This window comes from Streptomyces roseochromogenus subsp. oscitans DS 12.976 (assembly GCF_000497445.1).
Classification (GTDB): Bacteria; Actinomycetota; Actinomycetes; order Streptomycetales; family Streptomycetaceae; genus Streptomyces; species Streptomyces oscitans.
The window spans coordinates 2,898,470-2,925,091 of record NZ_CM002285.1; the positions used below are offsets into that span (position 1 = coordinate 2,898,470).

At 70.2% G+C, this 26,622-nt stretch carries 21 protein-coding genes; 13 read left to right on the top strand and 8 right to left on the bottom strand.

Translation table 11 applies throughout. The features are described 5' to 3' along the window. The 3 genes from M878_RS99815 to glgB all read left to right on the top strand — a co-directional run. Positions 1 to 241, top strand: a 241-nt coding sequence (locus M878_RS99815; RefSeq protein WP_023546667.1) for an alpha-glucosidase C-terminal domain-containing protein, incomplete at its 5' end; no start/stop codon positions are given. A gap of 87 nt (positions 242 to 328) precedes the next feature. Beyond that, positions 329 to 1,732, top strand: a complete 1,404-nt coding sequence (locus M878_RS62305) for a maltokinase N-terminal cap-like domain-containing protein (protein WP_023546668.1) — start codon at positions 329 to 331, stop codon at positions 1,730 to 1,732. Beyond that, positions 1,729 to 3,966: a 1,4-alpha-glucan branching enzyme gene (glgB, locus tag M878_RS62310; RefSeq protein WP_023546669.1), complete on the top strand. Its 2,238-nt coding sequence runs from the start codon at positions 1,729 to 1,731 to the stop codon at positions 3,964 to 3,966. Before M878_RS62305 ends, glgB begins: the two co-directional genes overlap by 4 nt. Before the next feature lie 157 nt (positions 3,967 to 4,123). Here glgB and M878_RS62315 read toward each other — a convergent pair whose 3' ends face one another. From M878_RS62315 to M878_RS62335, 5 genes are all read right to left on the bottom strand, one after another. Next, positions 4,124 to 6,364, bottom strand: a complete 2,241-nt coding sequence (locus M878_RS62315) for a HelD family protein (protein WP_023546670.1) — start codon at positions 6,362 to 6,364, stop codon at positions 4,124 to 4,126. A gap of 170 nt (positions 6,365 to 6,534) precedes the next feature. Next, positions 6,535 to 6,867, bottom strand: coding sequence for a thioredoxin (trxA, locus tag M878_RS62320; RefSeq protein ID WP_023546671.1), 333 nt, complete (start codon positions 6,865 to 6,867; stop codon positions 6,535 to 6,537). Continuing rightward, positions 6,864 to 7,292, bottom strand: a complete 429-nt coding sequence (locus tag M878_RS62325; RefSeq protein ID WP_023546672.1) for a MerR family transcriptional regulator — start codon at positions 7,290 to 7,292, stop codon at positions 6,864 to 6,866. The genes trxA and M878_RS62325 overlap by 4 nt, the downstream gene beginning before the upstream one ends. Before the next feature lie 141 nt (positions 7,293 to 7,433). Next, the gene (locus M878_RS62330; RefSeq protein ID WP_023546673.1) at positions 7,434 to 8,198 is read right to left on the bottom strand and encodes a DUF2127 domain-containing protein; all 765 of its coding nucleotides are present in this window, start codon (positions 8,196 to 8,198) and stop codon (positions 7,434 to 7,436) included. Between the two features lie 356 nt (positions 8,199 to 8,554). Beyond that, a complete protein-coding gene (locus M878_RS62335; protein ID WP_023546674.1) occupies positions 8,555 to 10,228 on the bottom strand; it encodes an MFS transporter in 1,674 nt (557 codons plus the stop codon). Between the two features lie 203 nt (positions 10,229 to 10,431). On the opposite strand from M878_RS62335, the gene M878_RS62340 reads away from it, so the two are divergent. Next, entirely contained in the window at positions 10,432 to 11,055 is a 624-nt protein-coding gene (locus M878_RS62340; protein ID WP_023546675.1) for a TetR/AcrR family transcriptional regulator, read from the top strand. A gap of 106 nt (positions 11,056 to 11,161) precedes the next feature. Here M878_RS62340 and M878_RS62345 read toward each other — a convergent pair whose 3' ends face one another. Beyond that, positions 11,162 to 12,571 (bottom strand): cation:dicarboxylate symporter family transporter, encoded by a 1,410-nt coding sequence (locus tag M878_RS62345; protein WP_051430225.1) that lies wholly within the window; start codon positions 12,569 to 12,571, stop codon positions 11,162 to 11,164. A gap of 133 nt (positions 12,572 to 12,704) precedes the next feature. Between M878_RS62345 and M878_RS62350 the strand changes: the two genes are divergently transcribed. The 6 genes from M878_RS62350 to M878_RS62375 all read left to right on the top strand — a co-directional run bounded on the left by M878_RS62350 (position 12,705) and on the right by M878_RS62375 (position 19,050). Then, positions 12,705 to 14,333, top strand: a complete 1,629-nt coding sequence (locus M878_RS62350) for a sensor histidine kinase (RefSeq protein ID WP_023546677.1) — start codon at positions 12,705 to 12,707, stop codon at positions 14,331 to 14,333. Next, positions 14,330 to 15,022 (top strand): response regulator, encoded by a 693-nt coding sequence (locus M878_RS62355; protein ID WP_023546678.1) that lies wholly within the window; start codon positions 14,330 to 14,332, stop codon positions 15,020 to 15,022. Before M878_RS62350 ends, M878_RS62355 begins: the two co-directional genes overlap by 4 nt. Before the next feature lie 128 nt (positions 15,023 to 15,150). Further along, on the top strand, positions 15,151 to 16,524 hold the full coding sequence (locus tag M878_RS62360; RefSeq protein ID WP_023546679.1) for an extracellular solute-binding protein: 1,374 nt from the start codon (positions 15,151 to 15,153) through the stop codon (positions 16,522 to 16,524). Then, the gene (locus M878_RS62365) at positions 16,521 to 17,387 is read left to right on the top strand and encodes a carbohydrate ABC transporter permease (RefSeq protein WP_023546680.1); all 867 of its coding nucleotides are present in this window, start codon (positions 16,521 to 16,523) and stop codon (positions 17,385 to 17,387) included. Before M878_RS62360 ends, M878_RS62365 begins: the two co-directional genes overlap by 4 nt. A gap of 7 nt (positions 17,388 to 17,394) precedes the next feature. Further along, on the top strand, positions 17,395 to 18,222 hold the full coding sequence (locus M878_RS62370; RefSeq protein ID WP_023546681.1) for a carbohydrate ABC transporter permease: 828 nt from the start codon (positions 17,395 to 17,397) through the stop codon (positions 18,220 to 18,222). Positions 18,223 to 18,360: 138 nt separating this feature from the next. After that, positions 18,361 to 19,050, top strand: a complete 690-nt coding sequence (locus tag M878_RS62375; RefSeq protein ID WP_031224809.1) for a hypothetical protein — start codon at positions 18,361 to 18,363, stop codon at positions 19,048 to 19,050. Here the strand turns inward: M878_RS62375 and M878_RS62380 are convergent. Beyond that, positions 19,047 to 20,072, bottom strand: a complete 1,026-nt coding sequence (locus tag M878_RS62380; RefSeq protein ID WP_023546683.1) for an ATP-dependent 6-phosphofructokinase — start codon at positions 20,070 to 20,072, stop codon at positions 19,047 to 19,049. The two genes, M878_RS62375 and M878_RS62380, sit on opposite strands and share 4 nt — an antisense overlap. Before the next feature lie 220 nt (positions 20,073 to 20,292). On the opposite strand from M878_RS62380, the gene pta reads away from it, so the two are divergent. The 3 genes from pta to pyk all read left to right on the top strand — a co-directional run bounded on the left by pta (position 20,293) and on the right by pyk (position 25,127). Further along, positions 20,293 to 22,368: a phosphate acetyltransferase gene (gene pta, locus M878_RS62385; protein ID WP_023546684.1), complete on the top strand. Its 2,076-nt coding sequence runs from the start codon at positions 20,293 to 20,295 to the stop codon at positions 22,366 to 22,368. 26 nt (positions 22,369 to 22,394) lie between these two features. Then, positions 22,395 to 23,615: an acetate kinase gene (locus tag M878_RS62390; protein WP_031224810.1), complete on the top strand. Its 1,221-nt coding sequence runs from the start codon at positions 22,395 to 22,397 to the stop codon at positions 23,613 to 23,615. A gap of 84 nt (positions 23,616 to 23,699) precedes the next feature. Then, a complete protein-coding gene (gene pyk / locus M878_RS62395) occupies positions 23,700 to 25,127 on the top strand; it encodes a pyruvate kinase (RefSeq protein WP_023546686.1) in 1,428 nt (475 codons plus the stop codon). Positions 25,128 to 25,225: 98 nt separating this feature from the next. Here pyk and M878_RS62400 read toward each other — a convergent pair whose 3' ends face one another. Continuing rightward, a complete protein-coding gene (locus M878_RS62400) occupies positions 25,226 to 26,581 on the bottom strand; it encodes a hypothetical protein (RefSeq protein ID WP_031224811.1) in 1,356 nt (451 codons plus the stop codon). Between the last annotated feature and the right edge of the window lie 41 nt (positions 26,582 to 26,622).

Below are 26,622 nucleotides of genomic sequence, written 5' to 3' on the forward strand. Positions count from 1 at the left end.
ACTGGCGTTCCTGCGCGAGGCCCCCATGACGGAGAAAAGCGGCGACGACCTGGTGCTGTGCGTCCACAACTTCTCCCGCTTCGCCCAGCCCACCGAGCTGGACCTGAGCCGGTTCTGCGGGCGGCACCCGGTCGAGCTGTTCGGCGGGGTCCGCTTCCCGGCGATCGGCGAGCTGCCGTACCTGCTCACCCTCGCGGGGCACGGCTTCTACTGGTTCCGGCTGCGGCGAGAAGTGGCTTAGGGGCCTGTGGGTGGGGCGGTTTCCACCGCCCCACCCGGGGCACGCATCAGTAACACCCCGACGCTCCGGGGAAAGGACGTGGCACCCATGGCGGAAACGGTCACCCCTTCCGACAGCTCCCGTACGACCGGTCACCTCCTCGCTTCACTCGATCCCCTGCTGCGCGAGTGGCTGCCCCGGCAGCGCTGGTTCGCCGGAAAGGGGCGCCCGGTCACCGGGTTCACCCTCGTGGCCGCCACCGAACTGCTGCCGCTCGACGGCCGGTTGGGACTCCACCATCTGCTGCTGCGCGTCCACCAGCCGTCCGTGTTCGGCGCCGAGCCCCACCCCGGTGACTGCTACCAGCTCCTCATAGGCGTGCGCGAGGCGCTGCCGCCCCGGCTGGCGCCCGCGCTCATCGGACATGTGGAGGACGGGCCGCTCGCCGGACACGCGGTGTACGAGGCCCTGTACGACCCCCGGCCCGCCGAAGTGCTCCTGGAGGCCCTGCGCACCCAGGCCCGCATCGGCGGGCTGTGCTTCGATCGGGACCCGCGCCAGGAGATCCGCGAGGGCCTGGTGGCCCGGCTGATGACCGTCGAGCAGTCCAACTCGTCGGTCGTCTACGGCGATACGTTCATCCTGAAACTGCTGCGCCGGGTCGTGCCCGGCGTCAACCCCGACCTGGAGATCCCGCTGGCCCTGGCCCGCGAGGGCTGCCCCCGGGTGCCCGCGCCGACGGCCTGGCTGCACGCCGGGACCGACACCGAGCCGCATGTCCTGGCCGTGCTGCAGCCGTTCATCAGCGGGGCGAGCGACGGCTGGGAGCTGGCGCTGCGCGAGCTGGCCAAGGGCGAGGACTTCGCCGCCGAGGCCCGTGAACTGGGCCGGGCCACCGCCGAGGTGCACACCGCGCTCGCCCGCGCCCTGCCGACGGCCACCCTCGGCCACGCCCAGCTGCGGTCGCTGGCCGACGGGATGACCGAGCGGCTGGCGGCGGCCGTCCAGGCGGTGCCGGTGCTGCGGCCGTACGAGAGCGGGCTGCGCGCGGCCTACCGGGCGCTGGCCGGACTCGCCGACGAGGGCCGCACCTGGACGGCGCAGCGGATCCACGGCGATCTGCATCTCGGCCAGTGTCTGCGCTCGCCGTCCGGGGCGTGGTCGCTGATCGACTTCGAGGGCGAGCCGGCCCGGCCGCCGGCCGAACGGCGGCTGCCGCAGCCGCCGGTGCGGGACATCGCGGGCATGCTGCGCTCCTTCGACTACGCGGCCCACTCGGCGAGCCCGCCCGCGCCGGACTGGGCGCGCGTCTGCCGGGCCGCCTACTGCTCCGGGTACGCGGAGGTGACCGACCGCGATCCGCGCACCGACCCGGTGCTGCTGCGGGCCTACGAGACCGACAAGGCGGTCTACGAGGTCCTCTACGAGGCCCGGCACCGGCCCGAATGGCTCCCCGTACCGCTGTCGGCGATCCGTCGCCTCGCCGCGTCCGCCCTGGAGGCCCGTCCGTGACGACCAAGAAGTCAGCCACCTCGAAGCAGACCCCGGACGCCGCCGCTCTCTCCCGCGCGCCGGCGGCCGCCGACCGCGAGCGGCTGCTGCACGGCACCCATCACGATCCGCACTCCGTCCTGGGCGCCCACCCGGCGACCGGAGGAGTCGTCTTCCGGGTCCTGCGGCCGTACGCGCTCGCCGTCACGGTCGTCACCGGTGAGCTGCGTGTCGCGCTGCACGACGACGGCGACGGGTTCTTCTCGGGGCTGCTGCCCCTGCGGGCCGTGCCGGAGTACCGGCTGCTGGTGGAGTACGAGGGGACGGTCCTGGACACCGAGGATCCCTACCGCTTCCTGCCCACCCTCGGTGAGCTGGACCTGCATCTGATCGCCGAGGGCCGGCACGAGCAGCTGTGGCGGGCGCTCGGCGCGCATGTCACCACCCAGCAGGGCGTGCCGGGCACCCGGTTCGCGGTGTGGGCGCCGAACGCGCGGGGCGTACGGGTCACGGGCGGCTTCAATTTCTGGGACGGCACCGGTTTCCCGATGCGCTCACTGGGCTCCTGTGGAGTGTGGGAGCTGTTCGTCCCGGGGATCGGCGAGGGCGAGGTGTACAAGTTCGAGATCACCCGCCCGGACGGCTCGCGCACCCTGCGCGCCGATCCGCTGGCCCGCCGTACCGAGGCACCGCCCGCGACCGCGTCGGTCGTGTACGCCTCGCACCACGAGTGGGCGGACGCGGAGTGGATGGCGCACCGGGGCGACATCCCGGTGCACGAGGCCCCCTTCTCCGTGTACGAGGTCCATCTGCCGTCCTGGCGCTCCGGCCTGACGTATCGCGAGCTGGCCGAACAACTCCCTGATTATGTAAAGGAGTTGGGCTTCACGCACGTGGAGCTGATGCCGGTCGCCGAGCATCCCTTCGGCGGCTCCTGGGGCTACCAGGTCACCGGCTTCTACGCGCCGACGGCCCGCCTCGGCGGCCCGGACGACTTCAAGTACCTGGTGGACACGCTGCACCAGGCCGGGATCGGCGTACTGATGGACTGGGTCCCTGCCCACTTCCCCCGGGACGACTGGGCGCTGGCCGAGTTCGACGGGCGTCCGCTGTACGAGCACCACGATCCGCTGCGGGCCGCGCATCCCGACTGGGGCACCCTGGAGTTCGACTTCGGCCGCCGCGAGGTGCGCAACTTCCTGGTGGCCAACGCCGTGTACTGGTGCGAGGAGTTCCACATCGACGGCCTGCGGGTGGACGCGGTCGCCTCGATGCTCTACCTGGACTACTCGCGCGAGCCGGGCCAGTGGACGCCGAACGAGCACGGCGGCCGGGAGAACCTGGACGCGGTGGCCTTTCTGCAGGAGATGAACGCCACGGTCTACCGGCGCTGCCCGGGTGTGGTGACCATCGCCGAGGAGTCCACGGCCTGGGACGGCGTCACCCGCCCCACCCACCACAAGGGCCCGAGCGGCTTCGGCGGGCTCGGCTTCGGCCTGAAGTGGAACATGGGCTGGATGCATGACTCGCTGCAGTACATGGCCCATGAGCCGGTGCACCGCAAGTACCACCACCACGAGATGACCTTCTCGATGGTGTACGCGTACAGCGAGAACTACGTCCTGCCGATCTCCCACGACGAGGTCGTGCACGGCAAGCAGGCACTGGTGTCGAAGATGCCGGGCGACTGGTGGCAGCGCCGGGCCGACCACCGCGCCTACCTCGGCTTCATGTGGGCCCACCCCGGCAAGCAACTCCTGTTCATGGGCCAGGAGTTCGCCCAGGGCGCCGAGTGGTCCGAGGCGCACGGACCCGACTGGTGGCTGCTCGACCCGTCCTACGGCGCCGCGGCCGACCACCGGGGCGTAAGGGATCTCGTACGGGACCTGAACACGCTGTACCGGGCGACTCCGGCCCTGTGGCAGCGGGACACCGACCCGGCGGGCTTCCAGTGGATCGCCGGGGACGCTGCGGACGACAACGTCTTCGCCTTCCTGCGTCTCGACGCCGACGGCAACCCGCTCCTCGCGCTCTCCCATCTGTCCCCGGTGGTCCGCCACGACTACCGGCTGGGCGTCCCGGAGGACGTACCGGCCTGGCACGAGTCGTTGAACACGGACGCCGCGCGGTACGGCGGCGGCGATGTCGCCAACCCCGACGTCATCAAGCCGGAGCCCCGGGGATGGCACGGCCGCCCGGCGAGCATCCGGCTGACCCTGCCCCCGCTGGCGACGGTGTGGCTGCGGCCCGCCTGACCAGGCGGAGGCGTGCCGGTGGCGGGCCGGTGGCCCGCCGTCGCCGGAAGTGGTTCGGAGACCTCAAACCGCGCTGTGCGCACATCCGGCCCCGCTGCCCTCGCGCCGCACCCCGGCTACCCGCCGCCGTCCGCCACACCCACGCGTACGACGGCCCCTACGACCCGGTGACTCCCGCGGCCAGCGCCTGCGGCAGCCGGCCGGTGTAGAGCACCCCGAGCCGCTGGGTGGCCCGGGTCAGGGCGACGTACAGGTCGCTGGTGCCGTAGCGGGCCGGCTCCACCACCAGGACCGAGTCGAATTCGAGGCCCTTGGCCTGGCGGGGGTCGAGCAGCACGACCGTACGGGTCAGATCGGGCTCGGCGCCCGCCGTGACGCCGTCCAGCCGGGCGGCCAGCGAGCGGTGCAGCTCGCGCGGGGCGATGACCGCCAGCCGGCCCTCGTGCGGGGTGAGTTCGGCGACCGCCTTGGCCACGGCCTCGGGCAACTCGCCGGCGGCCTGCCGCACCCAGGGCCGTACGCCCGTGGAGCGGACCGAACTCGGCGGCTCGAAGCCGGGGTGCTCGGCGCGGACCACGGCCGCGGCCAGCTCCATGATCTCGGCGGGGGTGCGGTAGTTGACGCCGAGCCGGGTGTGCTCCCAGCGGTCCTCGACATACGGCGCGAGGATGTCCGCCCAGGAGCCGACACCGGCCGCCTCGGCGGTCTGGGCCGGGTCGCCGACCAGGGTCATCGAACGGGTCGGGCTGCGCCGCATCAGCAGCCGCCAGGCCATCGGCGACAGCTCCTGCGCCTCGTCGACGATGATGTGCCCGAACGCCCAGGTCCGGTCGGCCGCCGCCCGCTCGGCGGCGCTGCGGTGGTCGGCCTCCTCCTGCCGCTCGGCGAACCTTTCGGCGTCGATGATGTCGTGCGCCGACAGCACCTCCGACGCGTCCGGGTCACTGTCCTGCTTGTCCTCGAACTCGTATGTCCGGGAGGCGTACGACACGTCCAGCACGCCCTGCGCGTAGGCGACCTGCGTCTCGCGCTCCCGCTCGGCACGTGCCCGCGCCACCCGGTCGTCCTCGCCGAGGAGTTCCGCCGCCTCGTCCAGCAGGGGGACGTCGGCGACGGTCCAGGCGCGGGTCACCGGGCGCCGGACGGCGTCCGCGTCCGCCTCGGGCAGGTAGTCCTGCGGCTCGGCGAGGAAGTCGGCGACCAGCCGCTGCGGGCTGATCCGCGGCCACAACCGGTCCACGGCGGACCAGACTTCGGGGTTCTCGGCGAGTTCGTCGCGGATCTGGGTGATGTCGGAGGCGTCGAGCAGACTGCTCCCGTCGTACGGGTCGGTGCCCACGCGTTCGGCGTACAGCTCGGTGAGGGTGTTGAGGATGTGGCCCTCGAAGTGCTCGCGGGCCGCGTTGTGCGGCAGCTTGGCCGCACGGGTGCGCTCGCGGGCGACACTCACCAGGCCGTCGTCGAGCATCAGCACCTCGCGGTCGTGCTCGATCGCGATCACGGGGTCGGGCAGGGCCTGCCGGTCGCGTACGACGGCGGCGAGCACCTCGGCCATGTCGGCGCGGCCCTTCACGGCGGCGGCCTCGGGGGTGTCGGCGGCGGTGGCCTTCACCCCGGGGAACAGCTCGCCGACCGTGGCCAGCAGCACCCCGGTCTCGCCGAGCGAGGGCAGCACTTCGCCGATGTAGCCGAGGAAGGCCGGGTTGGGGCCGACGATCAGCACGGCGCGGCGGGCCAGCAGCTCGCGGTACTCGTAAAGGAGATAGGCGGCGCGGTGCAGCGCGACCGCGGTCTTCCCGGTACCCGGCCCGCCCTCGACCACCAGGACCCCGCGGTACGGCGCCCGGATGATCTCGTCCTGCTCGGCCTGGATGGTCTGCACGATGTCGCTCATCCGGCCGGTGCGCGCCGAGTTCAGCGCGGCCAGCAGCACGGCATCGCCGTTGTGGTCCTCGTACCCGGTGCGGGTCGCGTCGCCGAGATCGAGGATCTCGTCGTGCAGCGAGGTCACGGTCCGGCCCTCGGTGGTGATGTGCCGGCGCCGCCGCAGGCCCATCGGTGTGTACCCGGTGGCCAGGTAGAAGGGACGGGCGGCATCGGCACGCCAGTCGATGAGGACCGGGGTGTGCTCGGCGTCGTCCTCACGCAGCCCGATCCGGCCGATGTGGTGGGCGGTGCCGTCGGCCAGGTCGATCCGGCCGAAGCAGAGCGAGCCGTCGACGGCGTTCAGCGCGGCGAGCAGCCCCGAGCGCTCGGCGACCAGGATGTCCCGCTCCAGCCGGGCCTGCATGGGCTTGTCGCCCTGGGCGAGCGCGTCCGTGACCGAGGTCTCGGTCTCACCGCGCAGTACGTCCACGCGCGCGTACAGTCCGTCGATGAATTCCTGCTCGCGCCGCAATTCATCGTGTGGAAATTCGGTGTTTGACAATTCCGCTCCCGCCCGGATATACTGTGCCCAGTAAACATCTACGCGACTTATTCAATAACGAAGTCGCGAATCACTGAATATACGCACAGAAATCCCCCGGGCGCAATTGCCCAGGGGATTTTTTGATGGGCGTATCCGCCTCAGAGCACGTCGGCCAGCTCCTCCAGCAGCCGCCGCTTGGGCCGCGCCCCCACCATCGACCGCACCGGCTCACCGTCCCGGAAGACCATCAGGGTCGGCGTCGACAGCACACCGTAGGCGACGGTCGTCTGCGGATTGTGATCCACATCGAGCTGCACGATCTTCAGCCGGTCGCCCTCCTCGAAGGCGATGTCCTTCAGCACCGGCGCGAGCTGCCGGCACGGCCCGCACCAGTCGGCCGTGAACTGCACCAGCACCGGAAGACCGGAGCCGATCACCTCCGCCTCGAAATCGGCGTCCGTCACCTGCGACAGTCCGCTCGTCACACTCATCGCGCAAGCCCTCCCAGTTCGCATACGGGCTCCGGGCCACCCGGAGCCAGCGCCTCGGCGGCCAGCGCGTCCCGGGCCAGCTCGGCCCGCCGCAGCTGCCCGGCGACCGTCTCCCGCACCGCCGACAACTGCCCGATGAGCGCGTCCAGCTCGCCCAGCTTGCGCCGGTAGACGTCGAGCGAGGCCGGGCAGGAGTCGCCCTCCGGATGCCCGGCCCGCAGACACTCCACGAAGGGCCGTGTCTCCTCCAGCTCGAACCCGAAGTCCCGCAGCGTCCGGATCTGCTCCAGCAGCCGCAGGTCGCCCTCGTCGTAGGTGCGGTGTCCGTTCCCGTCCCGCCGGGCCGGCAACAGCCCACGTGCCTCGTAGTAGCGCAGGGCGCGGGCCGTGGTCCCGGCCCGCGCTGCCAGCTCGCCGATTCGCATGCCTACGACGGTAGGCGTTGACGTCGGCGTCAAGGCAAGAGGCCCTGTCCTCGCCCGGGTCCCGGCGACCGCCCTCGGCAGCCACTCCCGTGAAGGCGAAACCGGCATGGCGAAGGGAGACCCGCTTGAGGCTCAGTGCGGCTAGACGGTGACACCCGCCGACTCCTCGACCTCCATCAGCGAGGCGCTGTGCCGTTCCTCCTCGAACTTCTTCCGTCCGCCCCGCAGCCCGAACAGACGCTTCGCGAGGGCGATGTAGAGCACGGCGAGGATGTTCAGGATCAGGGTGGCGATCTTCAGATAGCTGACCTTCTCGGTGAGTTCGTAGATCTCCAGCGGCAGGAAGGCGGCCGTCGCGACCACCGTCAGATACTCCGCCCAGCGCTTGGCGTACCAGAGGCCGACCGCCTCGACCAGTTCGATCAGCGCGTAGGCGAGCAGCAGGGCGGCCACCAGCAGCAGCGTGGAGTGCTTGTAGCCGAACGCCTTCTGGATGGAGCCGACGACTGGCGAATGGTCGAGGTCGTAGTGGAAGTGGCGGAACACCGGGCGGAAGACGTCCAGGTTCTCGTTGAAGAGCTTCCGTACCGCGTCCTGGCTGTTGCTGAACTTCCACACCGCCACCGCGACCAGCACGATGAACACCCCGCGCACCAGCCGCTCGATCGCCAGGAAGCGCAGGATGAACAGGTCCCGGAGCACCTTTCCGCGTGGCACCAGCGGGGCGTCGGCGGCCGGCCCCGAGCCGTGCGGCTCACCGAGCACGAAGTCACCGCAGCGCAGACAGCGCCACACGTCCCCGAGCGCGGTCTCGGCGTGCAGCCGCAGGCGCAGGCGGGGATCGTCGGGCGCGTAGGTCGTATGTCCCTTGCGTGCGCAGGTCCGCCGGTCCCAGTCGATCTTCATGCCCCCGTGCCTCCGTACAGGTACTGACTCATCACACGTCACATACTGACGCCACGCGTGAACGTGCCGTTCCGGTTCCGGCGCGGCACTTGACACCAGCCGGAGCCGGACCAGCCCGGACCGGTAGCACGCGCGCGGAGTACTCGTCCCTTGGAGAGACGGCTCCGCACGCGGTGCAAGTGTAGGTGCGCTCCGGCAACGGAAGTGCGTGCTTGGGTCTCGCTCCGCGGCTTCCGCAGTCCATGGTCGGGTGCGCGGGATCTCGGCTCGGTCGGGCGTCCCTGGAACACCCCGGACTCCCCCCGGCTTCAAGGGCCGGGGGGAGTCCGAAAGGTCTGGTGAAGCCGGCGCGCGGGTCAGCCGGCCGAGCTGTCCACCAGTTCCTTCTCCTCGGTCTTCACGTTCGGCGCGGGGGCTTCACGGCGCGGCAGCAGAACGGCCACCAGGATCGTGCCGGCACCGAGGATCACCGCGCCGACCAGGCTGGTGTGCGCGACGGCGTCGGAGAAGGAGGAGCCGACCGCGTGGGCCATCTGCCGGGCGCCGGCGGCGAGTTCGGTGGCCTGCTGCTTGAGCTGGGCGGCCTGCTGCGGGTTCGTGGCGTGTGCCGCCTGCGCGGCCAGTGCCTGTGCCTTCTCGCCGATGCCCTGCGCGACCGCGTATCCGGCGCCGACCGAGTCCTGCGCGGTGTCCAGGGCGCTCGCGGGCAGCTTGCTTCCGGCGGTGGCGTCGCTCAGATGGTTGCCGTACGACGTGGCGAGCAGCGAGCCGAGGATCGCGATGCCGAGCGAGCCGCCCAGCTCCAGCGAGGTGTCGTTGACCGCGCCGCCGACGCCCAGCTCGGACTCCGGGAAGGCGCCCATGATCGCGTCGGTGCAGGGCGAGAGGGCGAGGCCGATGGCGAGGCCCAGGATGATCAGGGGGGCGAGGAAGTCGGTGTACGTCGAGCCCGCGTCGACCCCGGTGAGCAGGGCGAGGGCGGTGGTGCCGCCGACCATGCCCGCGCTGACCGTCCACTTCATGCCGACGCGCGGGGTCAGGAAGCCGGTCAGGGCCGAGCCGGCGAAGACCGCGCCGGCCAGCGGCAGCATCCTTGTGCCGGTCTCCAGGGCGTCGTAGCCGAGGACGAACTGCAGGTGCTGGGTGAGGTAGTAGAAGGCGCCGAAGACGGCCAGGAAGAACAGGGCCACGGCGAGGTTGGAGCCCGCGAAGCGGCGGTGCGTGAAGCGGCGGACGTCCAGGATCGGGCGGGGGTGGCGCAGCTCCCAGAGGACGAAGGCGACCAGGCCGACGCCCGCGACCACCGCCGCCGTCACGGCCTTCACGCCCCAGCCGAAGTGCGGGCCCTCGATGATCATGTAGATCAGCGAGCCGGTCCAGATCACCGACAGCAGGCCGCCGACGTAGTCGATGCGGTCGTGGTGACCGGCCTTGGAGGGCGGGACCAGGACGAAGGCGGCGATGATCGCCACGGCCGCGATGGGGACGTTGATCAGGAAGGTCGAGGACCAGCCGTGGTCGCGCAGCAGCGCGCCGGCGACCACGGGACCCGCGGCGATGGCGAGGCCGGCCGTCGCCGTCCACAGCGTGATCGCCTTGGCCCGCTCCGCCCGCGGGAAGGTCGCGGCGAGCAGGGAGAGCGTGGCGGGCATGATCAGCGCCGCGCCGACGCCCATCACGGCGCGGGCAGCGATGACGGTCGCCGCGCTGTCGGCGAGGTAGCCGAAGACGGCGCCGCCGCCGAAGACGAGGAGGCCGAGCACCAGGGCGCCTCGCCGGCTGTACTTGTCGCCGATCGCGCCGAGCAGCAGCATCAGCGCCGCGTAGGGGACGGTGTAGCCGTCGATCACCCACTGCAGGTCGGCGCTGGAGAGCCCGAGGTCCTTCGTCATGTCGGGCGCGGCGACCGTGAGGGCGGTGTTCGCCATCACGATGATCAGCAGGCTCAGGCAGAGCACGAGCAGTGCCCACCAGCGCCGGGCGTACGGGCGCTCCATCTTCTCGACCGGTTCGGTCATGACGAGTCGCATGGCAGGGGTCGCCTTCCTCAAATGCGCGACGAGATGTGATGCGGGAAGTGGACTTGCACAGTGACGTGCAATTGCACAACCATGTGCAATGTACGCTCGCTGCACATGACTGTGCAAGTCGGCCGGGAAAGACGGGAGAGAGCCGACCGGGGAGAGACAGGGGGAAGCAGGGGAAGACAGAGCCACGGCAGAGGGAAGGCAGAATGACCGCCATGACCACGGGTAACACCAGCCGCGCCGACGCCAACCGGCGCCGCATCCTCGACGTCGCCCTCGCCGAACTGCTGCGCGATCCCGACGCCTCCATGGACCAGATCGCGCGCGCCGCAGGCGTCGTACGACGGACGGTGTACGGCCATTTCCCCAGCCGTGAGGCGCTGATCAGCACCCTGGTCGACGGGGCCGTGGAGGCGCTGGCGGACGCGGACGCCCGGGCGCGGGACGGTGTGACGGATCCGGCGGAGTCGGTGGCCCGCTCGGTGCTCGCGATCTGGGAGATCGCCGACCGCTATCGGCTGCTGGTGGCTCTGGCGCAGCGCACGGTCACCGTCCAGGGCATCCGCGAACGCCTCGCCCCGCTGCGCGCCAACAAGGCCGAGCTGCTCCAACAGGGCCTGGCGGCGGGCGTGTTCAGCTCGCCGCTGCCGGCGCCGGCGCTGGCGTATGTGCACGAGCAGCTGCTGTTCGCGGTGATGGAGGCGGTGAACGACGGCCTCCTGGCAGCGGACGAGGCGGGCCGCTCGGCCACGGTCACGGTCCTGACCGCGGCGGGCATGCCCGCCTCGCTGGCCTCGGCGCTGGTGGCCAGGGTGAGTGCGGAGTCGTAGACGAATCGGTCGTCGTAGACGCACCGGTCGTGGAGATCGGCCGTAGAAAATGCCGGATGCCCGGCCCCGGTTCAGGCGGGGCCGGACATCCGGGGATTTATGCAGGTCAGGCCTTTGCCAGCGCCTCTTCCTGCGGCTCGGGAACCTCGGTGACCGTCTCCTGGTTCTCGTCCAGCAGCGTGGTCTCGTCGAACGGCAGCTCACCGGCGAGCACCCGCCGCACCCGCTCCTTGTCGATCTCCTTGGTCCACGTGCCCACCAGCACCGTCGCCACCGCGTTGCCCGCGAAGTTGGTCAGCGCGCGGGCCTCGCTCATGAAGCGGTCGATGCCGACGATCAGGCCGACGCCGTCGACCAGCGCGGGCTTGTGCGACTGGAGGCCGCCGGCCAGGGTGGCGAGCCCGGCGCCGCTGACGCCCGCCGCGCCCTTGGACGCCAGCAGCAGGAACAGCAGCAGCGGGATCTGCTCGCCGACCGACATCGGCGTGCCCAGCGCGTCCGCGATGTACAGCGACGCCATGGTCATGTAGATCATCGTGCCGTCGAGGTTGAAGGAGTAACCGGTCGGCACGGTGATACCGACGACCGGCTTGCTGACCCCCAGGTGCTCCATCTTCGCGATCAGCCGCGGCAGCGCGGACTCGGAGGAGGAGGTGGAGAGGATCAGCAGGAACTCCCGCGCCAGGTACTTGCACAGCGAGAAGACGTTCAGGCCCGCGACGATCCGCAGGACCGCACCGAGCACGACGAAGACGAACAGGACGCAGGTGACGTAGAACCCGAGCATCAGCACGGCGAGGCTCTTCAGCGCGTCCAGGCCCGCCGAACCGGTCACGGCCGCGATCGCGCCGAAGGCACCGATCGGCGCGGCCCACATGACCATCGACAGAATGCGGAAGACCAGCCGCTGGATGTGCTCGATGCCGCGCAGCACCGGCTGCCCGACCGGGCCCATGGCCTGCAGCGCGAACCCGGCGAGCAGGGCCACCAGCAGCGTCTGGAGGACCTGGCCCCCGGTGAAGGCGGAGATGAACGTGGTCGGGATGACCGACAGTACGAAGTCGACGGGCGGCAGCGCGTCGGCGGACACCTGGGCGTGGCCGGTCTGCTTGATCGCGTTCGTCAGGTGCAGCCCGTCACCCGGGTGCAGCACATTGCCGACGACGAGCCCGATGGAGAGCGCGACGAGCGACATGACGAGGAAGTAGCCGAGGGCGATACCGCCGACGGCACCGACCTTGGCGGCCTTCCGTACCGACCCGATACCCAGCACGATCGTGCAGAAGATGATCGGCGAGATCATCATCTTGATCAGGTTGACGAAACCGGTACCGAGCGGTTTCAGCTGGACCGCGGCGTCGGGCCAGATGAGTCCCACGGCGATGCCGAGCGCGACCGCCACGATGACGGCGATGTACAGGTAATGGGTCCGGTCCCGTTTCACACGGGGTACGGCAGGTGCCGTATCGGGGGTGCTGGCGGCCACGGCTGCCCTCCTTGACGTCTTCGTCGGCATCACCGGCGTGCGGCTCACGTCCGGGGGTTGTGGGGGATGCCGTGACTATCTCCCGCCCTGTGAGAGCGGTCACCCTTCCGTTCATTTAGTTCACGCTTAACCGACGAGACACACGAAGAGGCACACTGCTGACATGCGCGTCCCCCGTCTCCCCCGGCCCCGCAGCCTGGCCGGCCAGCTGTTCGCCATGCAGGCCGTGCTGATCGCGCTGGTCGTGGCCGGGTACGCGCTGTTCACCTACGTCAGCGACCAGCGGCAGGCCGAGGACGCGGCGGTCCGCCAGGTCACCGCGGTGGCCCGGTCGATCGCGGACGCCCCCTCGGTCCGCTCGGCGATCCACACCTCCGCCCCCTCGGCCGCGCTGGAGCCCTACGCCCTGCAGGTCATGCGGGACGCCGACGTCGACTTCGTCACGATCATGAACCCGGACGGGATCCGCTGGACCCACCCCGACCGCCGTCAGATCGGCAAACGCTTCCTCGGCCGTATCGACCCCGCCGTGCACGGCCACACCTTCACCGAGACCTACACCGGCACCCTCGGCCCCTCCGTCCGTGCGGTCACCCCGGTCGAGGAGAACGGCCGGGTCATCGGCCTGGTCAGCGCCGGCATCAAGGTGGAGGAGATCAGCGCCCGGGTCCAGGACCAGGTCACGGCACTGCTCGGGGTGGCCGGCGGCACGCTGCTGCTGGGCGCGGTCGGCACGTACGTCGTCAACGCCCGGCTGCGCCGCCACACCCACGGCATGAACGCCACCGAGCTGAGCCGGATGCACGACTACCACCAGGCGGCGCTGCACGCGGTCCGCGAGGGCCTGCTGATGCTGGACGGGCAGTACAAGGTGGCGCTGATCAACGACGGCGGGCGGGAGTTGCTGGGCGTCGATTCCGAGGACGAGGTGATCGGCCGCTCGGTCGCCGACCTCGGCCTGCCGGCCCCGCTGACCGGGGCCCTGCTGTCCTCGCAGCCCCGGGTGGACGAGGTGCATCTGACGGCGACCCGGGTGCTGATGGTGAACACGTCGCCGGTGTCGGGAGGTGAGCAGCGAGGGACAGTGGTGACCTTGCGCGATGTCACCGAACTCCAGTCGCTGATGGGCGAGTTGGACTCGGAGCGCGGCTTCACGCAGGCCCTGCGCTCACAGGCGCACGAAGCCGCCAACCGCCTGCACACGGTGGTGTCGCTGATCGAGCTGGGCCGGGCCGAGGAGGCGGTGGCGTTCGCCACGGCGGAACTGGAGCTGGCCCAGGCGCTGACCGACCAGGTGGTCGCGGCGGTCGGCGAACCGGTGCTCGCGGCCCTGCTGCTCGGCAAGACGGCCCAGGCCAACGAGCGGGGCGTGGAACTGGTGGTGTCCCCGGACAGCCGCCTCGACGACGGCCTGCTCCCCGAGGGCCTGTCCGCGCGGGACCTGGTCACCATCCTCGGCAACCTGATCGACAACGCGGTGGACGCGGCGCAGGGCAGTGCGGTGGCGCGGGTCACCGTGACGGCGTACGCCTCGGACACCGAACTGGTCCTGCGGGTGTCCGACACGGGCCCCGGTGTCGACCCGGCCCATGCCGACCTGGTATTCCAGCGGGGGTTCTCGACGAAGCCGGCCGGGCCGGGCGGCCGGGGCCTCGGACTGGCCCTGGTCCGGCAGGCGGTGACCCGCCACGAGGGCACGTTGACGGTGGCGGAGCCGGACGAGGACGGCGAGGGCGGAGCGATGTTCGAGGTGCGGTTGCCGCTGCGCTCGGCGGTGGGTGACGGCAGATGACCGTGGACCAGCAGCCGATCCGCGTCCTCGTGGTCGAGGACGACCCGGTCGCCGCCGACGCCCATGTGCTGTACGTCGGCCGGGTGCCGGGCTTCGTCGCGGTCGGCAAGGCTCACACGGGCGCGGAGGCCCGCCGCGTCCTGGACCGTACGCCCGTGGACCTGCTGCTCCTGGACCTGCACCTCCCCGACGTCCACGGCCTGCAGTTCGCCCGCTCCCTGCGCGCGGCCGGCCATCACGCGGACGTCATAGCGGTCACCTCGGCACGCGATCTGGCGGTCGTGCGGGAGGGCGTCTCGCTGGGCGTGGTCCAGTACGTGTTGAAGCCGTTCACCTTCGCGACGCTGAGGGACCGGCTCGTCCGCTACGCCGAGTTCCACGCGGCGGCGGGCGAGGCGAGCGGCCAGGACGAGGTCGACCGCGCGCTGGCGACCCTGCGAGCGCCGTCGCCCGCGGCGCTGCCGAAGGGGCTGAGCGCGCCCACGCTGGAGCGGGTGACGGGCGCACTGCGCGAGGCCGCGGCCGGACTGACCGCGGCCGGGGTGGCCGAGGCGGTCGGCATCTCCCGCATCACCGCGCGCCGCTACCTGGAACACCTGGTCGACACGGGCCGCGCCGCACGCAGCCCGCAGTACGGACAGGTGGGGCGGCCGGAGCTGGTTTATCGGTGGGTTCCGCAAGGGCGGTGAGCGGGTGAACGGGGCCGAGAGGATCCGCGTACTCCAATTGCGCGCACACGCATTGACCTGACTAGACCACTCCTCTTACCTTCGCACGGCAACCACCTGGCCACGTAGAAGTGCGCCCGCAGGAGGTCATGCCCGTGCGCCCCACCGCCGCCCTCTCCGCCCTCCTCACCGCCGCCCTCGCCGCCACCGCCCTCACCGCGTGCGGCTCGGGCTCCGGAACCAGCCCGAACACGCTCAAGGTGTCCTACAAGCAGTCGACCGACAACTCGGTCAAGGTGATGGACACCTATCTCGCCGGGATCAAGAAGGAGTTCGAGAAGAAGTACCCGGGCAAGAAGGTCGAGTTCGTCCCCGTCAAGGCCCCGGATTCCGAGTACTACACCAAGGTCCAGCAGATGCTCCGCTCGCCGCGGACCGCACCGGATCTGGTCTACGAGGACACCTTCCTCATCAACTCCGACATCACCAGCGGGTACTTGAAACCGCTCGACCCGTACCTGGCCAAGTGGCCGGACTGGGGGCAGTTCATCGACACCGCGAAGGCGGCGGCCCGGGGGCAGGACGGGAAGACGTACGGCGTCCCGGACGGGACCGACACCCGGGGGCTGTGGTTCGACAAGCGCGTCTTCCGCAAAGCCGGGCTGCCGCTGAACTGGCAGCCGAAGAACTGGGACGACGTACTCGCCGCCGCCCGCACCATCAAGCAGAAGGTGCCCGGCGTCACCCCGCTCAACGTCTACACCGGCAAGCAGGCCGGTGAGCGGGCCACCATGCAGGGATTCGAGATGCTCCTGTACGGCACGGGCGACGGCACCTCGGATCCGCTCTACGACACCACGACAAAGAAGTGGATCACTGCCGGCCAGGGCTTCACGGACGCGCTCAAGTTCGTCGAGACCGTGTACAAGGAGAAGCTCGGCCCCGACGTCTCCGACGCCCTCGATCCCAACTTCGCCACCACCGTCATGGGCGAGCTTCTCCCCCAGAGCAAGATCGGCATCGACCTCGACGGCTCCTGGCTTCCGCAGACCTGGCTCCCCGGCAGCGGCCACGAGTGGCCCGACTGGTCCCAGCAGCTGGGCCTCGCGTACATGCCCACCCAGCACGGGCAGGCGCCCGGGAAGGTGAGCATGTCCGGCGGGTGGACCTGGGCCGTCCCGGCCAAGGCGGGCCACCCGGACCTCGCCTTCGACTTCATCAAGACCATGCAGACCGAGGCCAACGCCAAGAAGTGGTACATCGCCGACTCCGGCATCTCCGTGCGCAAGGACGTCGCCGCCGACCCGTCGTACGCCACCGCCCAGCCCGGCATCAAGTTCTTCACCGACCTGGTCGCCACCACGCACTACCGGCCCGCGTATCCGGCGTACCCGAAGGTGTCGACCGCGATCCAGGAGGCGATGGAGAGCGTGACGACCGGTGACGCGTCGGCCGAGAAGGCGGTGGGTACGTACGACTCGGCGCTCAAGGACGTCACCGGCGGCCAAGTGGTCCAGAAGTGAGGCACCACCGGCCCCGGATCACCCGGGCCCTCCCCCTCTCCCCCGCCGTCGTCCTCCTGCTGCTCTTTCTCGCCGGGCCGATCGCCTACTGCGTCTACATCGCCTTCACCGACCTGCAGTTGACCGGTCAGGCGCATGCGTCGTTCGTCGGGTTCGCCAACTTCCGGCACGCCTTTCAGGACGCGGAGTTCCGGAACGCGGTCTGGCTGACGCTGGTGTTCACCGTGCTGTCCTCGCTCATCGGGCAGAACACCCTGGGGCTCGCCCTGGCCGCGCTGATGAAGCGGGCCTCCAAGCCGGTGCGCACGCTCACCGGCGGGGTGGTCATCACGGCCTGGGTGCTGCCGGAGGTGGTGGCCGGGTTTCTGCTGTACGCCTTCTTCCGGCGCGAGGGGACGCTCAACGCCCTCCTGGAGTGGCTCCATCTGCCCCGCCAGAACTGGCTGTTCACACTGCCCGTCCTCGCCGTGTCCTTCGCCAACGTCTGGCGCGGTACGGCGTTCTCGATGCTCGTCTACTCCGCCGCCCTCGACGAGATACCGAGCGAGATCACCGAGGCCGCCGAGGTGGACGGGGCCGGCGGCTGGCGGCGGATGTGGCACATCACGCTGCCGATGATCCGGCGGTCCATCGGCACCAACCTCATGCTCAACACCCTGCAGACGCTGTCCGTCTTCGGGCTGATCTGGGTGATGACCCGGGGCGGGCCCGGCAACAAGAGCCAGACGCTGCCGCTGTTCATGTACGAGCAGGCCTTCCAGAACAGCATGATCGGGTACGCCACCGCGGTCGCCCTGCTCCTGCTGCTCGTCGGGTCCCTGTTCTCGGTCGTGTATCTGCGGCTGCTGCGGACGGAGGTGTGACACCGAGATGCCCCGCAAACGCACCTCCCGCCGGCTCGCCGCCGATCTCTCCCTGCTGGTCGTGGCCGTCGCCTTCGCGCTGCCCCTCGCCTGGGTGGTGCTGTCCTCCGTGGATCCGCACGCCGGTCTGCGGGTCAGGGTCCCGGACGGGTTCACCCTGGGCAACTTCGACGCGATCCTCACCCCGGACATCACCTACACCCCGCTGCTCAACAGCCTGATCCTGTGCGGCGGCGGCACCGCGCTGACCGTCGTGTGCGCCGCGCTGGCCGCGTATCCGCTGTCCCGGTTCCGCTCCCGGCTCAACCGGCCGTTCCTGCTGACGATCCTGTTCGCGACGAGCCTGCCGATCACCGCGATCATGGTGCCCGTGTACGCGCTGTTCGTACGGGTGAACCTGATCGACACCCTGCAAGGCACGATCTTCTTCTTCGCCGCCTCCCAGCTCCCGTTCGCCATCTGGCTGATGAAGAACTTCATGGACGGGGTGCCGAAGGAGCTGGAGGAGGCGGCCTGGACGGACGGGGCGTCCTCGCCGCAGTCCCTGGTCCGGATCGTGCTGCCACTGATGGGGCCGGGGCTCGCCGTCGTCACCGTGTTCTCGTTCGTGATGATGTGGGGGAACTTCTTCGTCCCGTTCATGCTGCTGCTCAGCCCGGACCAGATGCCGGCCTCGGTCAGCATCAACGACTTCTTCGGCAACCGGGGCATGGTGGCCTACGGCCAGCTCGCCGCGTTCTCCGTCATCTATTCGACGCCGGTGATCCTGCTCTACGTCCTGGTGGCCCGCAGACTGGGCGGTGGCTTCGCACTCGGTGGGGCGGTGAAGGGGTAACGTGGGGTAACCCCAGGTGACGGGCGTGACACCGCGTGCCATGACATAGGGAACGATCTAGACGTACGAATCTACGATCCGTGATCTCGTTCGAACGGACCGTAGTCAGCACGAGGTAGCACCCCTAGCTTGTGCGGGGTGCGCCAACCCTCAGCTCCTCCGTTCAACGCTCCAGCCGCCCGCAGGCTGCGCGCCGCGCTCGGCATGGGCCCCGAGCATGTCGCCTACGGCATGCGGGCCTCGTACGGTCTGCCCTATGTCACGCCCGATCTCGTCATCGCCTGGGAGCGCGGCCTCGCCTCCCCGACCAGCCCCGAACTCACCGCTCTCGCCGGGGTGTTGTGGTGTTCCGCGGGGGATCTCATCGGCCGGCCCCGGACCCTGCGCGAGCATCGCATCGCGCGCGGGATCGCGCCGGAGGACGTGGCCCGGGCCATCGGCACGGACCTGCCCGTGTATCTGCGGATGGAGGAGAGCGGCACCTGGCGCGGCAACGAGCGCCAGTCGGCCGCGCTGGCGGAGCTGCTGCAGCTGGCCCTGCCCGACTTCGTGGCCGTCACGGGCCGCGAGGTCAAGCTCGCCGAGCTGCTGCACAGCGCGGTGACCACCCGCTGGCAGGCCTATGTGCGTCCGGTGGCGAAACTGGCGCCCGTGGACCGCGCCGTCGTGGAGGACGTCCTGCGGGAACTGCACGAGGACTACCAGGGACACATGGCCGCCACCCTCAGCTGGGGCGGCGGCAGCAAACAGTCCGGCGAGGGGGGCGAGGAGTTCCTCGACCGGATCGTGGAGAACTTCTGGACGGCCGTGGAGAACAGGACGGCCTAGAAGACCGACTCGGCCTCGTCCATCCGGTCCTTCGGTACCGTCTTCAGCTCGGTGACCGCCTCCGCGAGCGGCACCATCTGGATGTCGGTGCCGCGCAGCGCGGTCATCTTGCCGAACTCGCCGCGGTGCGCGGCCTCGACCGCGTGCCAGCCGAAGCGGGTGGCGAGGACGCGGTCGTAGGCGGTGGGGACGCCGCCGCGCTGGACGTGACCGAGGATGACCGGCTTGGCCTCCTTGCCGAGGCGCCGCTCCAGTTCGTACGCGAGCGCCGTGCCGATGCCCTGGAAGCGCTCGTGGCCGTACTGGTCGATCTCGCCCTTGCCGTAGTCCATGGTGCCCTCGACGGGGTGGGCGCCCTCGGCGACGCAGATGACGGCGAACTTCTTGCCGCGGTCGAAGCGCTCCTCGACCATCTTGATCAGGTGCGCGGGGTCGAAGGGCCGCTCGGGCAGGCAGATGCCGTGGGCGCCGGCGGCCATGCCGGACTCCAGGGCGATCCAGCCGGCGTGCCGGCCCATGACCTCGACGACCATCACGCGCTGATGGGACTCGGCGGTCGTCTTCAGCCGGTCCATCGCCTCGGTGGCGACGCCGACGGCGGTGTCGAAGCCGAAGGTGCGGTCGGTGGAGGAGATGTCGTTGTCGATGGTCTTGGGGACGCCGACGACCGGGAGGCCCGCGTCGGAGAGCATACGGGCCGCGGTCAGGGTGCCCTCGCCGCCGATCGGGATCAGCGCGTCGATGCCGAACTCCTCGACCATGTCGGTCGCCTTGTCGCAGGCCTCGCGCAACCGGTCGCGCTCCAGCCGGGAGGAGCCGAGGATGGTGCCGCCGCGGGCCAGGATGCCGCTGACCGCTTCCAGGTCGAGGGAGCGGTAGTGGCGGTCGAGCAGACCCCGGTAGCCGTCCTCGAAGCCGATGACCTCGTCGCCGTACTGCGCCACCGCCCGGTGCACGACCGACCGGATCACGGCGTTCAGGCCGGGGCAGTCGCCGCCTGCGGTGAGAACTCCGATGCGCATCGTGCTGTGTCTCCTGCTCGCTGTCGGTACCGGTGAGCCAGTGTCGATTGTTCCACGTCCGCCGGGACCCTGAGTCACTTGACGGGCGCCTTATCCGGCGGCAGGGGTATTGTCAAGAGGGTTCAGCTCACCTTGGTGGGCGATTTTTATGCCGAAGACGCGACCTTGTAACCAGTACGCCGGCATAGCAGACATATGACATGAGGAACGGAGTCGACGCGTGACGCGCAGCGTGTACGTGACCGGGATCGATCGCGGTGACGGCCGCCAGGTCGTGGAGCTGGGAGTCATGGAACTGCTGACCCGGCAGGTCGACCGGGTGGGCGTCTTCCGGCCGCTCGTGCACGACGGCCCCGATCGCCTGTTCGAGTTGCTGCGGTCGCGCTACCGCCTCTCGCAGGACCCGGCGACCGTCTACGGCATGGACTACCACGAGGCGTCCGCGCTCCAGGCCGAGCAGGGCACCGACGAGCTGGTCTCGGCGCTGGTCGACCGCTTCCACCTGGTGGCGCGGGACTACGACGTGGTCCTCGTCCTCGGCACCGACTTCGCCGACACCCAGCTGCCGGACGAGCTGTCCCTGAACGCCCGTCTCGCCAACGAGTTCGGCGCCTCCGTGATCCCGGTGGTCGGCGGCCGCAAGCAGTCCGCCGAGTCCGTCCTCGCGGAGACCCGCAACGCCTACCGCGCCTACGACGGCCTCGGCTGCGACGTGCTCGCCATGGCGGTCAACCGGGTGGCCCGCGAGGACCGCGGCCTGATCGCCGAGCGGCTCGACGCCCGGATGCCGGTGCCCTGCTACGTGCTGCCCGACGAGCCCGCGCTGTCCGCGCCGACCGTCTCCCAGATCGGCCACGCCCTGGGCGCCAAGATCCTGCTCGGCGACGACTCGGGCCTCGCCCGGGACGCGCTGGACTTCGTCTTCGGCGGCGCGATGCTGCCGAACCTGCTCACCGCCCTGACCCCGGGCTGCCTGGTCGTGACCCCGGGCGACCGCGCCGACCTGGTCGTCGGCTCACTGGCCGCGCACAGCGCCGGCACCCCGCCGATAGCCGGCGTGCTGCTCACCCTGAACGAGGTGCCGACCGAGGAGATCCTGACCCTCGCGGCCCGGCTCGCCCCGGGCACCCCGGTCCTCTCCGTGACCGGCAACAGCTTCCCCACCGCCGAGCAGCTGTTCTCGCTGGAGGGGAAGATGACCGCGGCCACCCCGCGCAAGGCGGAGACCGCCCTCGGCCTGTTCGAGCGGTACGCCGACACCGCCGACCTGGCCCGCCGGGTCTCGGCGCCGAGCAGCGACCGGGTCACCCCGATGATGTTCGAGCACAAACTCCTGGAACAGGCCCGCTCCGACCGGCGCCGGGTCGTCCTCCCGGAGGGCACCGAGGCGCGGGTGCTGCACGCGGCCGAGGTGCTGCTGCGCCGCGGGGTCTGCGACCTGACCCTGCTCGGGCCGGAGGACCAGATCCGCAAGAAGGCCGCCGACCTCGGCATCGACCTCGGCGACACCCAGCTGATCGACCCGGCCACCTCGGAACTGCGGGACTCCTTCGCCGAGAAGTACGCCGCGCTGCGCGCTCACAAGGGCGTCACGGTCGAACTCGCCTACGACGTCGTGTCGGACGTCAACTACTTCGGCACCCTGATGGTCCAGGAGGGCCTGGCCGACGGCATGGTCTCCGGCTCGGTGCACTCCACGGCGGCCACCATCCGCCCCGCCTTCGAGATCATCAAGACCAAGCCGGACTCCTCGATCGTCTCGTCCGTCTTCTTCATGTGCCTCGCCGACAAGGTGCTGGTCTACGGCGACTGCGCGGTCAACCCGGACCCGAACGCGCAAGCGCTCGCGGACATCGCCATCCAGTCGGCGTCCACGGCCGCACAGTTCGGCGTGGAGCCCAGGATCGCGATGCTGTCGTACTCCACCGGCACCTCCGGCTCCGGCGCCGACGTCGACAAGGTGCGCGAGGCCACCGAGCTGGCGCGCTCGCGCCGGCCCGACCTGAAGATCGAGGGGCCGATCCAGTACGACGCGGCCGTGGAGCCGTCGGTCGCGGCCACCAAGCTGCCGGACTCCGATGTCGCCGGGCAGGCAACGGTTCTGATCTTCCCGGACCTCAATACAGGCAACAACACGTACAAGGCCGTGCAGCGCTCGGCCGGCGCGATCGCCGTCGGCCCGGTCCTGCAGGGTCTGCGCAAGCCCGTCAACGACCTGTCCCGCGGCGCCCTCGTCCAGGACATCGTCAACACCGTCGCCATCACGGCGATCCAGGCCCAGACGTCCGCCAACTGACGCCCAGCAGAGAGCACTTGAACACCGTGACAGCAACACGCGCGGCGACTCGCGTCCTCGTCCTCAACTCCGGCTCCTCGTCGGTGAAGTACCAGCTGCTCGACATGCGCGACGCGAGCCGACTGGCCGTCGGCCTGGTGGAGCGCATCGGCGAGCAGACCTCCCGGCTCAAGCACACCTGCCTCACCACCGGCGACACCCGCGAGCACACCGGGCCCATCGCCGACCACGACGCCGCGCTCAAGGCGGTCGCCGAGGAGCTGACCCGGGACGGCCTCGGCCTCGAATCGCCGGAGCTGGCCGCGATCGGGCACCGGGTGGTGCACGGCGGCCTGTTCTTCACCGAGCCGACCGTCATCGACGACGAGGTGCTCGCCGAGATCGAGCGGCTGATCCCGGTCGCCCCGCTGCACAACCCGGCCAACCTCACCGGCATCCGCACCGCCCAGGCGCTCCGCCCCGACCTGCCCCAGGTCGCCGTCTTCGACACCGCGTTCCACACGACGATGCCGGAGTCCGCGGCGCGCTACGCGATCGACCCGAAGACCGCCGACCGCCACCGCATCCGCCGCTACGGCTTCCACGGCACCTCGCACGCGTACGTCTCGCGGGAGACCGCGCGGCTGCTGGGCAAGAATCCGTCCGAGGTCAACGTCATCGTGCTGCACCTGGGCAACGGCGCCTCCGCGTCCGCGGTCGAGAAGGGCCGGTGCGTGGACACCTCCATGGGGCTGACTCCGCTGGAGGGGCTCGTGATGGGGACGCGCTCCGGTGATCTGGATCCCGCCGTCATCTTCCATTTGGCACGGGTTGGCGGAATGTCCATGGACGAGATCGACACTCTTCTCAACAAGAGGAGCGGCCTGCTCGGTCTGTGCGGGGACAACGACATGCGGGAGATCCGCCGCCGGATCGACGAGGGGGACGAAGAGGCCGCTCTCGCGTTCGACATTTACATTCACCGGCTCAAGAAGTACATCGGCGCTTATTACGCCGTCCTCGGCACGGTGGACGCGGTGGCGTTCACGGCCGGGGTCGGCGAGAACGCGGCGCCGGTGCGCGAGGCCGCGATCGCGGGCCTGGAGGGGCTGGGCCTGGCGGTCGACCCGGAGCTGAACGCGGTGCGAGCGGACGAGGCCAGGCTGATCTCTCCGAAGGATGCGCGTGTCGCCGTCGCCGTGGTGCCGACGGATGAAGAACTGGAGATCGCGACCCAGACCTACGCACTGGTCGGAAAGAACAACTGAATAGCACCTGAGCGGTGTGGCACTCATTTGTATCTTCCGCCAGACGGAATATTCCGTAGCGAAACAAACCGATAGGATCGCCCCATGCGCCGTTCGAAAATCGTCTGTACTCTCGGCCCCGCGGTCGACTCCCACGAGATGCTCGTCTCGATGATCGAGGCCGGCATGAATGTGGCCCGGTTCAACTTCAGCCACGGCACCCACGCCGAGCACCAGGCGCGGTACGACCGCGTCCGGGCCGCGGCCAAGGAGACCGGCCGGGCCATCGGCGTCCTCGCCGACCTGCAGGGCCCGAAGATCCGCCTGGAGACCTTCGCCGAGGGTCCGGTCGAGCTGGAGCGCGGTGACGAGTTCGTCATCACGACCGAGGACGTACCGGGCGACAAGCACATCTGCGGTACGACGTACAAGGGGCTGCCGGGCGACGTCTCGCGCGGCGACCAGGTCCTGATCAACGACGGCAACGTCGAGCTGAAGGTCCTGGACGTCGAGGGCCCCCGGGTCAAGACGATCGTCATCGAGGGCGGTGTCATCTCCGACCACAAGGGCATCAACCTGCCCGGCGCGGCCGTCAACGTGCCCGCGCTGAGCGAGAAGGACGTCGAGGACCTGCGCTTCGCCCTCCGCATGGGCTGCGACATGGTCGCGCTGTCCTTCGTCCGGGACGCCAAGGACGTCCAGGACGTGCACCGTGTCATGGACGAGGAGGGCCGCCGGGTCCCGGTCATCGCCAAGGTGGAGAAGCCGCAGGCGGTGCAGAACATGGAGGACGTCGTCGCGGCCTTCGACGCCGTGATGGTGGCCCGTGGTGACCTGGCCGTCGAGTACCCGCTCGAAAAGGTCCCGATGGTGCAGAAGCGCCTGATCGAGCTGTGCCGGCGCAACGCCAAGCCGGTGATCGTGGCGACCCAGATGATGGAGTCGATGATCACCAACTCCCGTCCGACCCGCGCCGAGGCCTCCGACGTGGCCAACGCGATCCTGGACGGCGCCGACGCGGTCATGCTGAGCGCCGAGTCGTCGGTGGGCGCCTACCCGGTCGAGACGGTCAAGACGATGTCGAAGATCGTCAAGGCGGCCGAGGAGGAACTGCTCTCCAAGGGCCTGCAGCCGCTGGTGCCGGGCAAGAAGCCGCGCACGCAGGGCGGTTCGGTGGCCCGCGCGGCCTGCGAGATCGCGGACTTCCTCGGCGGCAAGGGTCTGATCGCCTTCACCCAGTCGGGTGATACCGCGCGCCGGCTGTCCCGCTACCGCGCGGCCCAGCCGATCCTCGCCTTCACCACCGACGAGGGCACCCGCAACCAGCTGACCCTGAGCTGGGGCGTGGAGCCCCACGTCGTCCCCTTCGTCAACAGCACCGACGAGATGGTGGACATGGTCGACCAGGAGCTGGCCAAGCTGGGCCGCTTCAACCCCGGTGACACGGTGATCATCACCGCCGGCTCGCCCCCCGGCGTCCCCGGCACCACCAACATGGTCCGCGTGCACCACCTGGGCGCGCAGATCAACTGACAGGCTCCGTAAGGGCCTTGTACGGCACTGAGGGCGCCCCCTGGACCAGGGGGCGCCCTCAGCTGTGTTGCGGCTCCCGAACGGGCTTGTGGGACCGGTCAGTTGTCGGTCGTGTACACATGCATGCCGGGCACGTGCAGGTTGCCGCCGAACTGAGCGGCCTGGACCACCTTCACATTGGTGAAGTAGATCAGCGGCAGGTTCAGCGGGGGCGGGCTGTCGGGCGTGAACGTCATCGGGATCAGGCCGAAGAGGTTGCCCGAGATGCTCTCGGTGTACATCGTGGTGGCGCCGCCCCGGATGGTGGACGTCGAGCCCTTGGCCGCCTGTACGTGGTAGGTCTTGCCCGAGAGCTTGTCCTTCACCGTCTGGTGCAGGTCCCCGATGTCCGTGCCGCCGGAGATGACGTACTTCAGCACCTTCTTCGTGGTCCCGGACGCCGTCTTCACCTCGACGATGCCCTGGTAGTCGGCGCCCTTGAGCAGCAGCGAGCTGGCGTCCAGGTACCAGGGGTCGTCCGCCACCGGCACCTTGTTGTCGACGCCGCCCTGGTCGGTCGTGGCCGCCGGGCAGTTCCCCGCCGAGGTGCTGGAGCTCGCGGACGGGCTCGGCGTGGCCGACCCGGCCGCCTTGGCCGTGTCCTGCACCGTCTTGGAGACCGAGCCGGTGGTGTTCTTGACGGTGTCGGTGGCCTTCTTGACCGTGTCACCGACCGCGTTGCCGGCACTGGAGACGGTGCCGTTGACGGTGTCGGAGACCTTGGAACCGGACGACGACGAGTCCGAGGACTTGCGCGCCGACGGCGTCGCGGACGGCGACGGGCTCGCGGAGGGGGATCCGGAGTCCGTGCTGCCGCCAGTGAGGATGCCGCCGAGCGTGTCGCCGATGCTGCCCAGCAGACCGCCGCTGCTCTTGGACGCCGACGGGGTGGGCGTGGCCGTGTCACCGGACGAACCCGACGATCCCGAGCCGGAGCCCGAGGCGGAGGGGTCCGATGTCGCGGTCGGCGTGGGCGAGGCCTTGTCGCCGGAACCTGAACCCGACGAAGAGGTCGTGCCCGAGTCGCCGGACTTCGTGTCCTTGGCGCTGTCGCTCGCCGAGGGCGTCGGCGTGGCCGTGTCCGCGGACTTGCTCGCCGAAGCGGAGGGCGACGGCGACGCCGAGGCGCTCTTGGAGCCGTCCAGCGCCTTGACGCAGTCCTTGTACTCGTCGGCCGTCAGGCTCTTGGAGGCCGGCGACGGGGACGGGCTGCCACCGCTGTCCGCGAGGGCGAGCGTGGACGTGAAGCCCATGCCCATCAGCACCGCCGTCGGCATCGCCACGGAGGCGATCGCCTTGCCCGCCGGCATGTGGAACCTGGTGAACAGCGGCTTTCTGGGGGCCGCATGGCGGGGCCCGGTTCTCCCGCGGGACCCGTCCTCGTCGGTCCCTCGGGTCACCTCGTCAGCCGGCACTGTGCCTCCCGTTCGCCCCGTTGGCCGGGCTCGTTCCTGAC

Coding starts and splice junctions, on each gene's coding strand:
- M878_RS62305 (WP_023546668.1), top strand. CDS start 329: ATGGCGGAAACGGTCACCCCTTCCGACAGCTCCCGTACGACCGGTCAC.
- trxA (WP_023546671.1), bottom strand. CDS start 6,867: ATGAGTGTGACGAGCGGACTGTCGCAGGTGACGGACGCCGATTTCGAG.
- M878_RS62325 (WP_023546672.1), bottom strand. CDS start 7,292: ATGCGAATCGGCGAGCTGGCAGCGCGGGCCGGGACCACGGCCCGCGCC.
- M878_RS62330 (WP_023546673.1), bottom strand. CDS start 8,198: ATGAAGATCGACTGGGACCGGCGGACCTGCGCACGCAAGGGACATACG.
- M878_RS62335 (WP_023546674.1), bottom strand. CDS start 10,228: ATGCGACTCGTCATGACCGAACCGGTCGAGAAGATGGAGCGCCCGTAC.
- M878_RS62340 (WP_023546675.1), top strand. CDS start 10,432: ATGACCGCCATGACCACGGGTAACACCAGCCGCGCCGACGCCAACCGG.
- M878_RS62345 (WP_051430225.1), bottom strand. CDS start 12,571: ATGCCGACGAAGACGTCAAGGAGGGCAGCCGTGGCCGCCAGCACCCCC.
- M878_RS62350 (WP_023546677.1), top strand. CDS start 12,705: ATGCGCGTCCCCCGTCTCCCCCGGCCCCGCAGCCTGGCCGGCCAGCTG.
- M878_RS62355 (WP_023546678.1), top strand. CDS start 14,330: ATGACCGTGGACCAGCAGCCGATCCGCGTCCTCGTGGTCGAGGACGAC.
- M878_RS62360 (WP_023546679.1), top strand. CDS start 15,151: ATGCCCGTGCGCCCCACCGCCGCCCTCTCCGCCCTCCTCACCGCCGCC.
- M878_RS62370 (WP_023546681.1), top strand. CDS start 17,395: ATGCCCCGCAAACGCACCTCCCGCCGGCTCGCCGCCGATCTCTCCCTG.
- M878_RS62380 (WP_023546683.1), bottom strand. CDS start 20,072: ATGCGCATCGGAGTTCTCACCGCAGGCGGCGACTGCCCCGGCCTGAAC.
- pyk (WP_023546686.1), top strand. CDS start 23,700: ATGCGCCGTTCGAAAATCGTCTGTACTCTCGGCCCCGCGGTCGACTCC.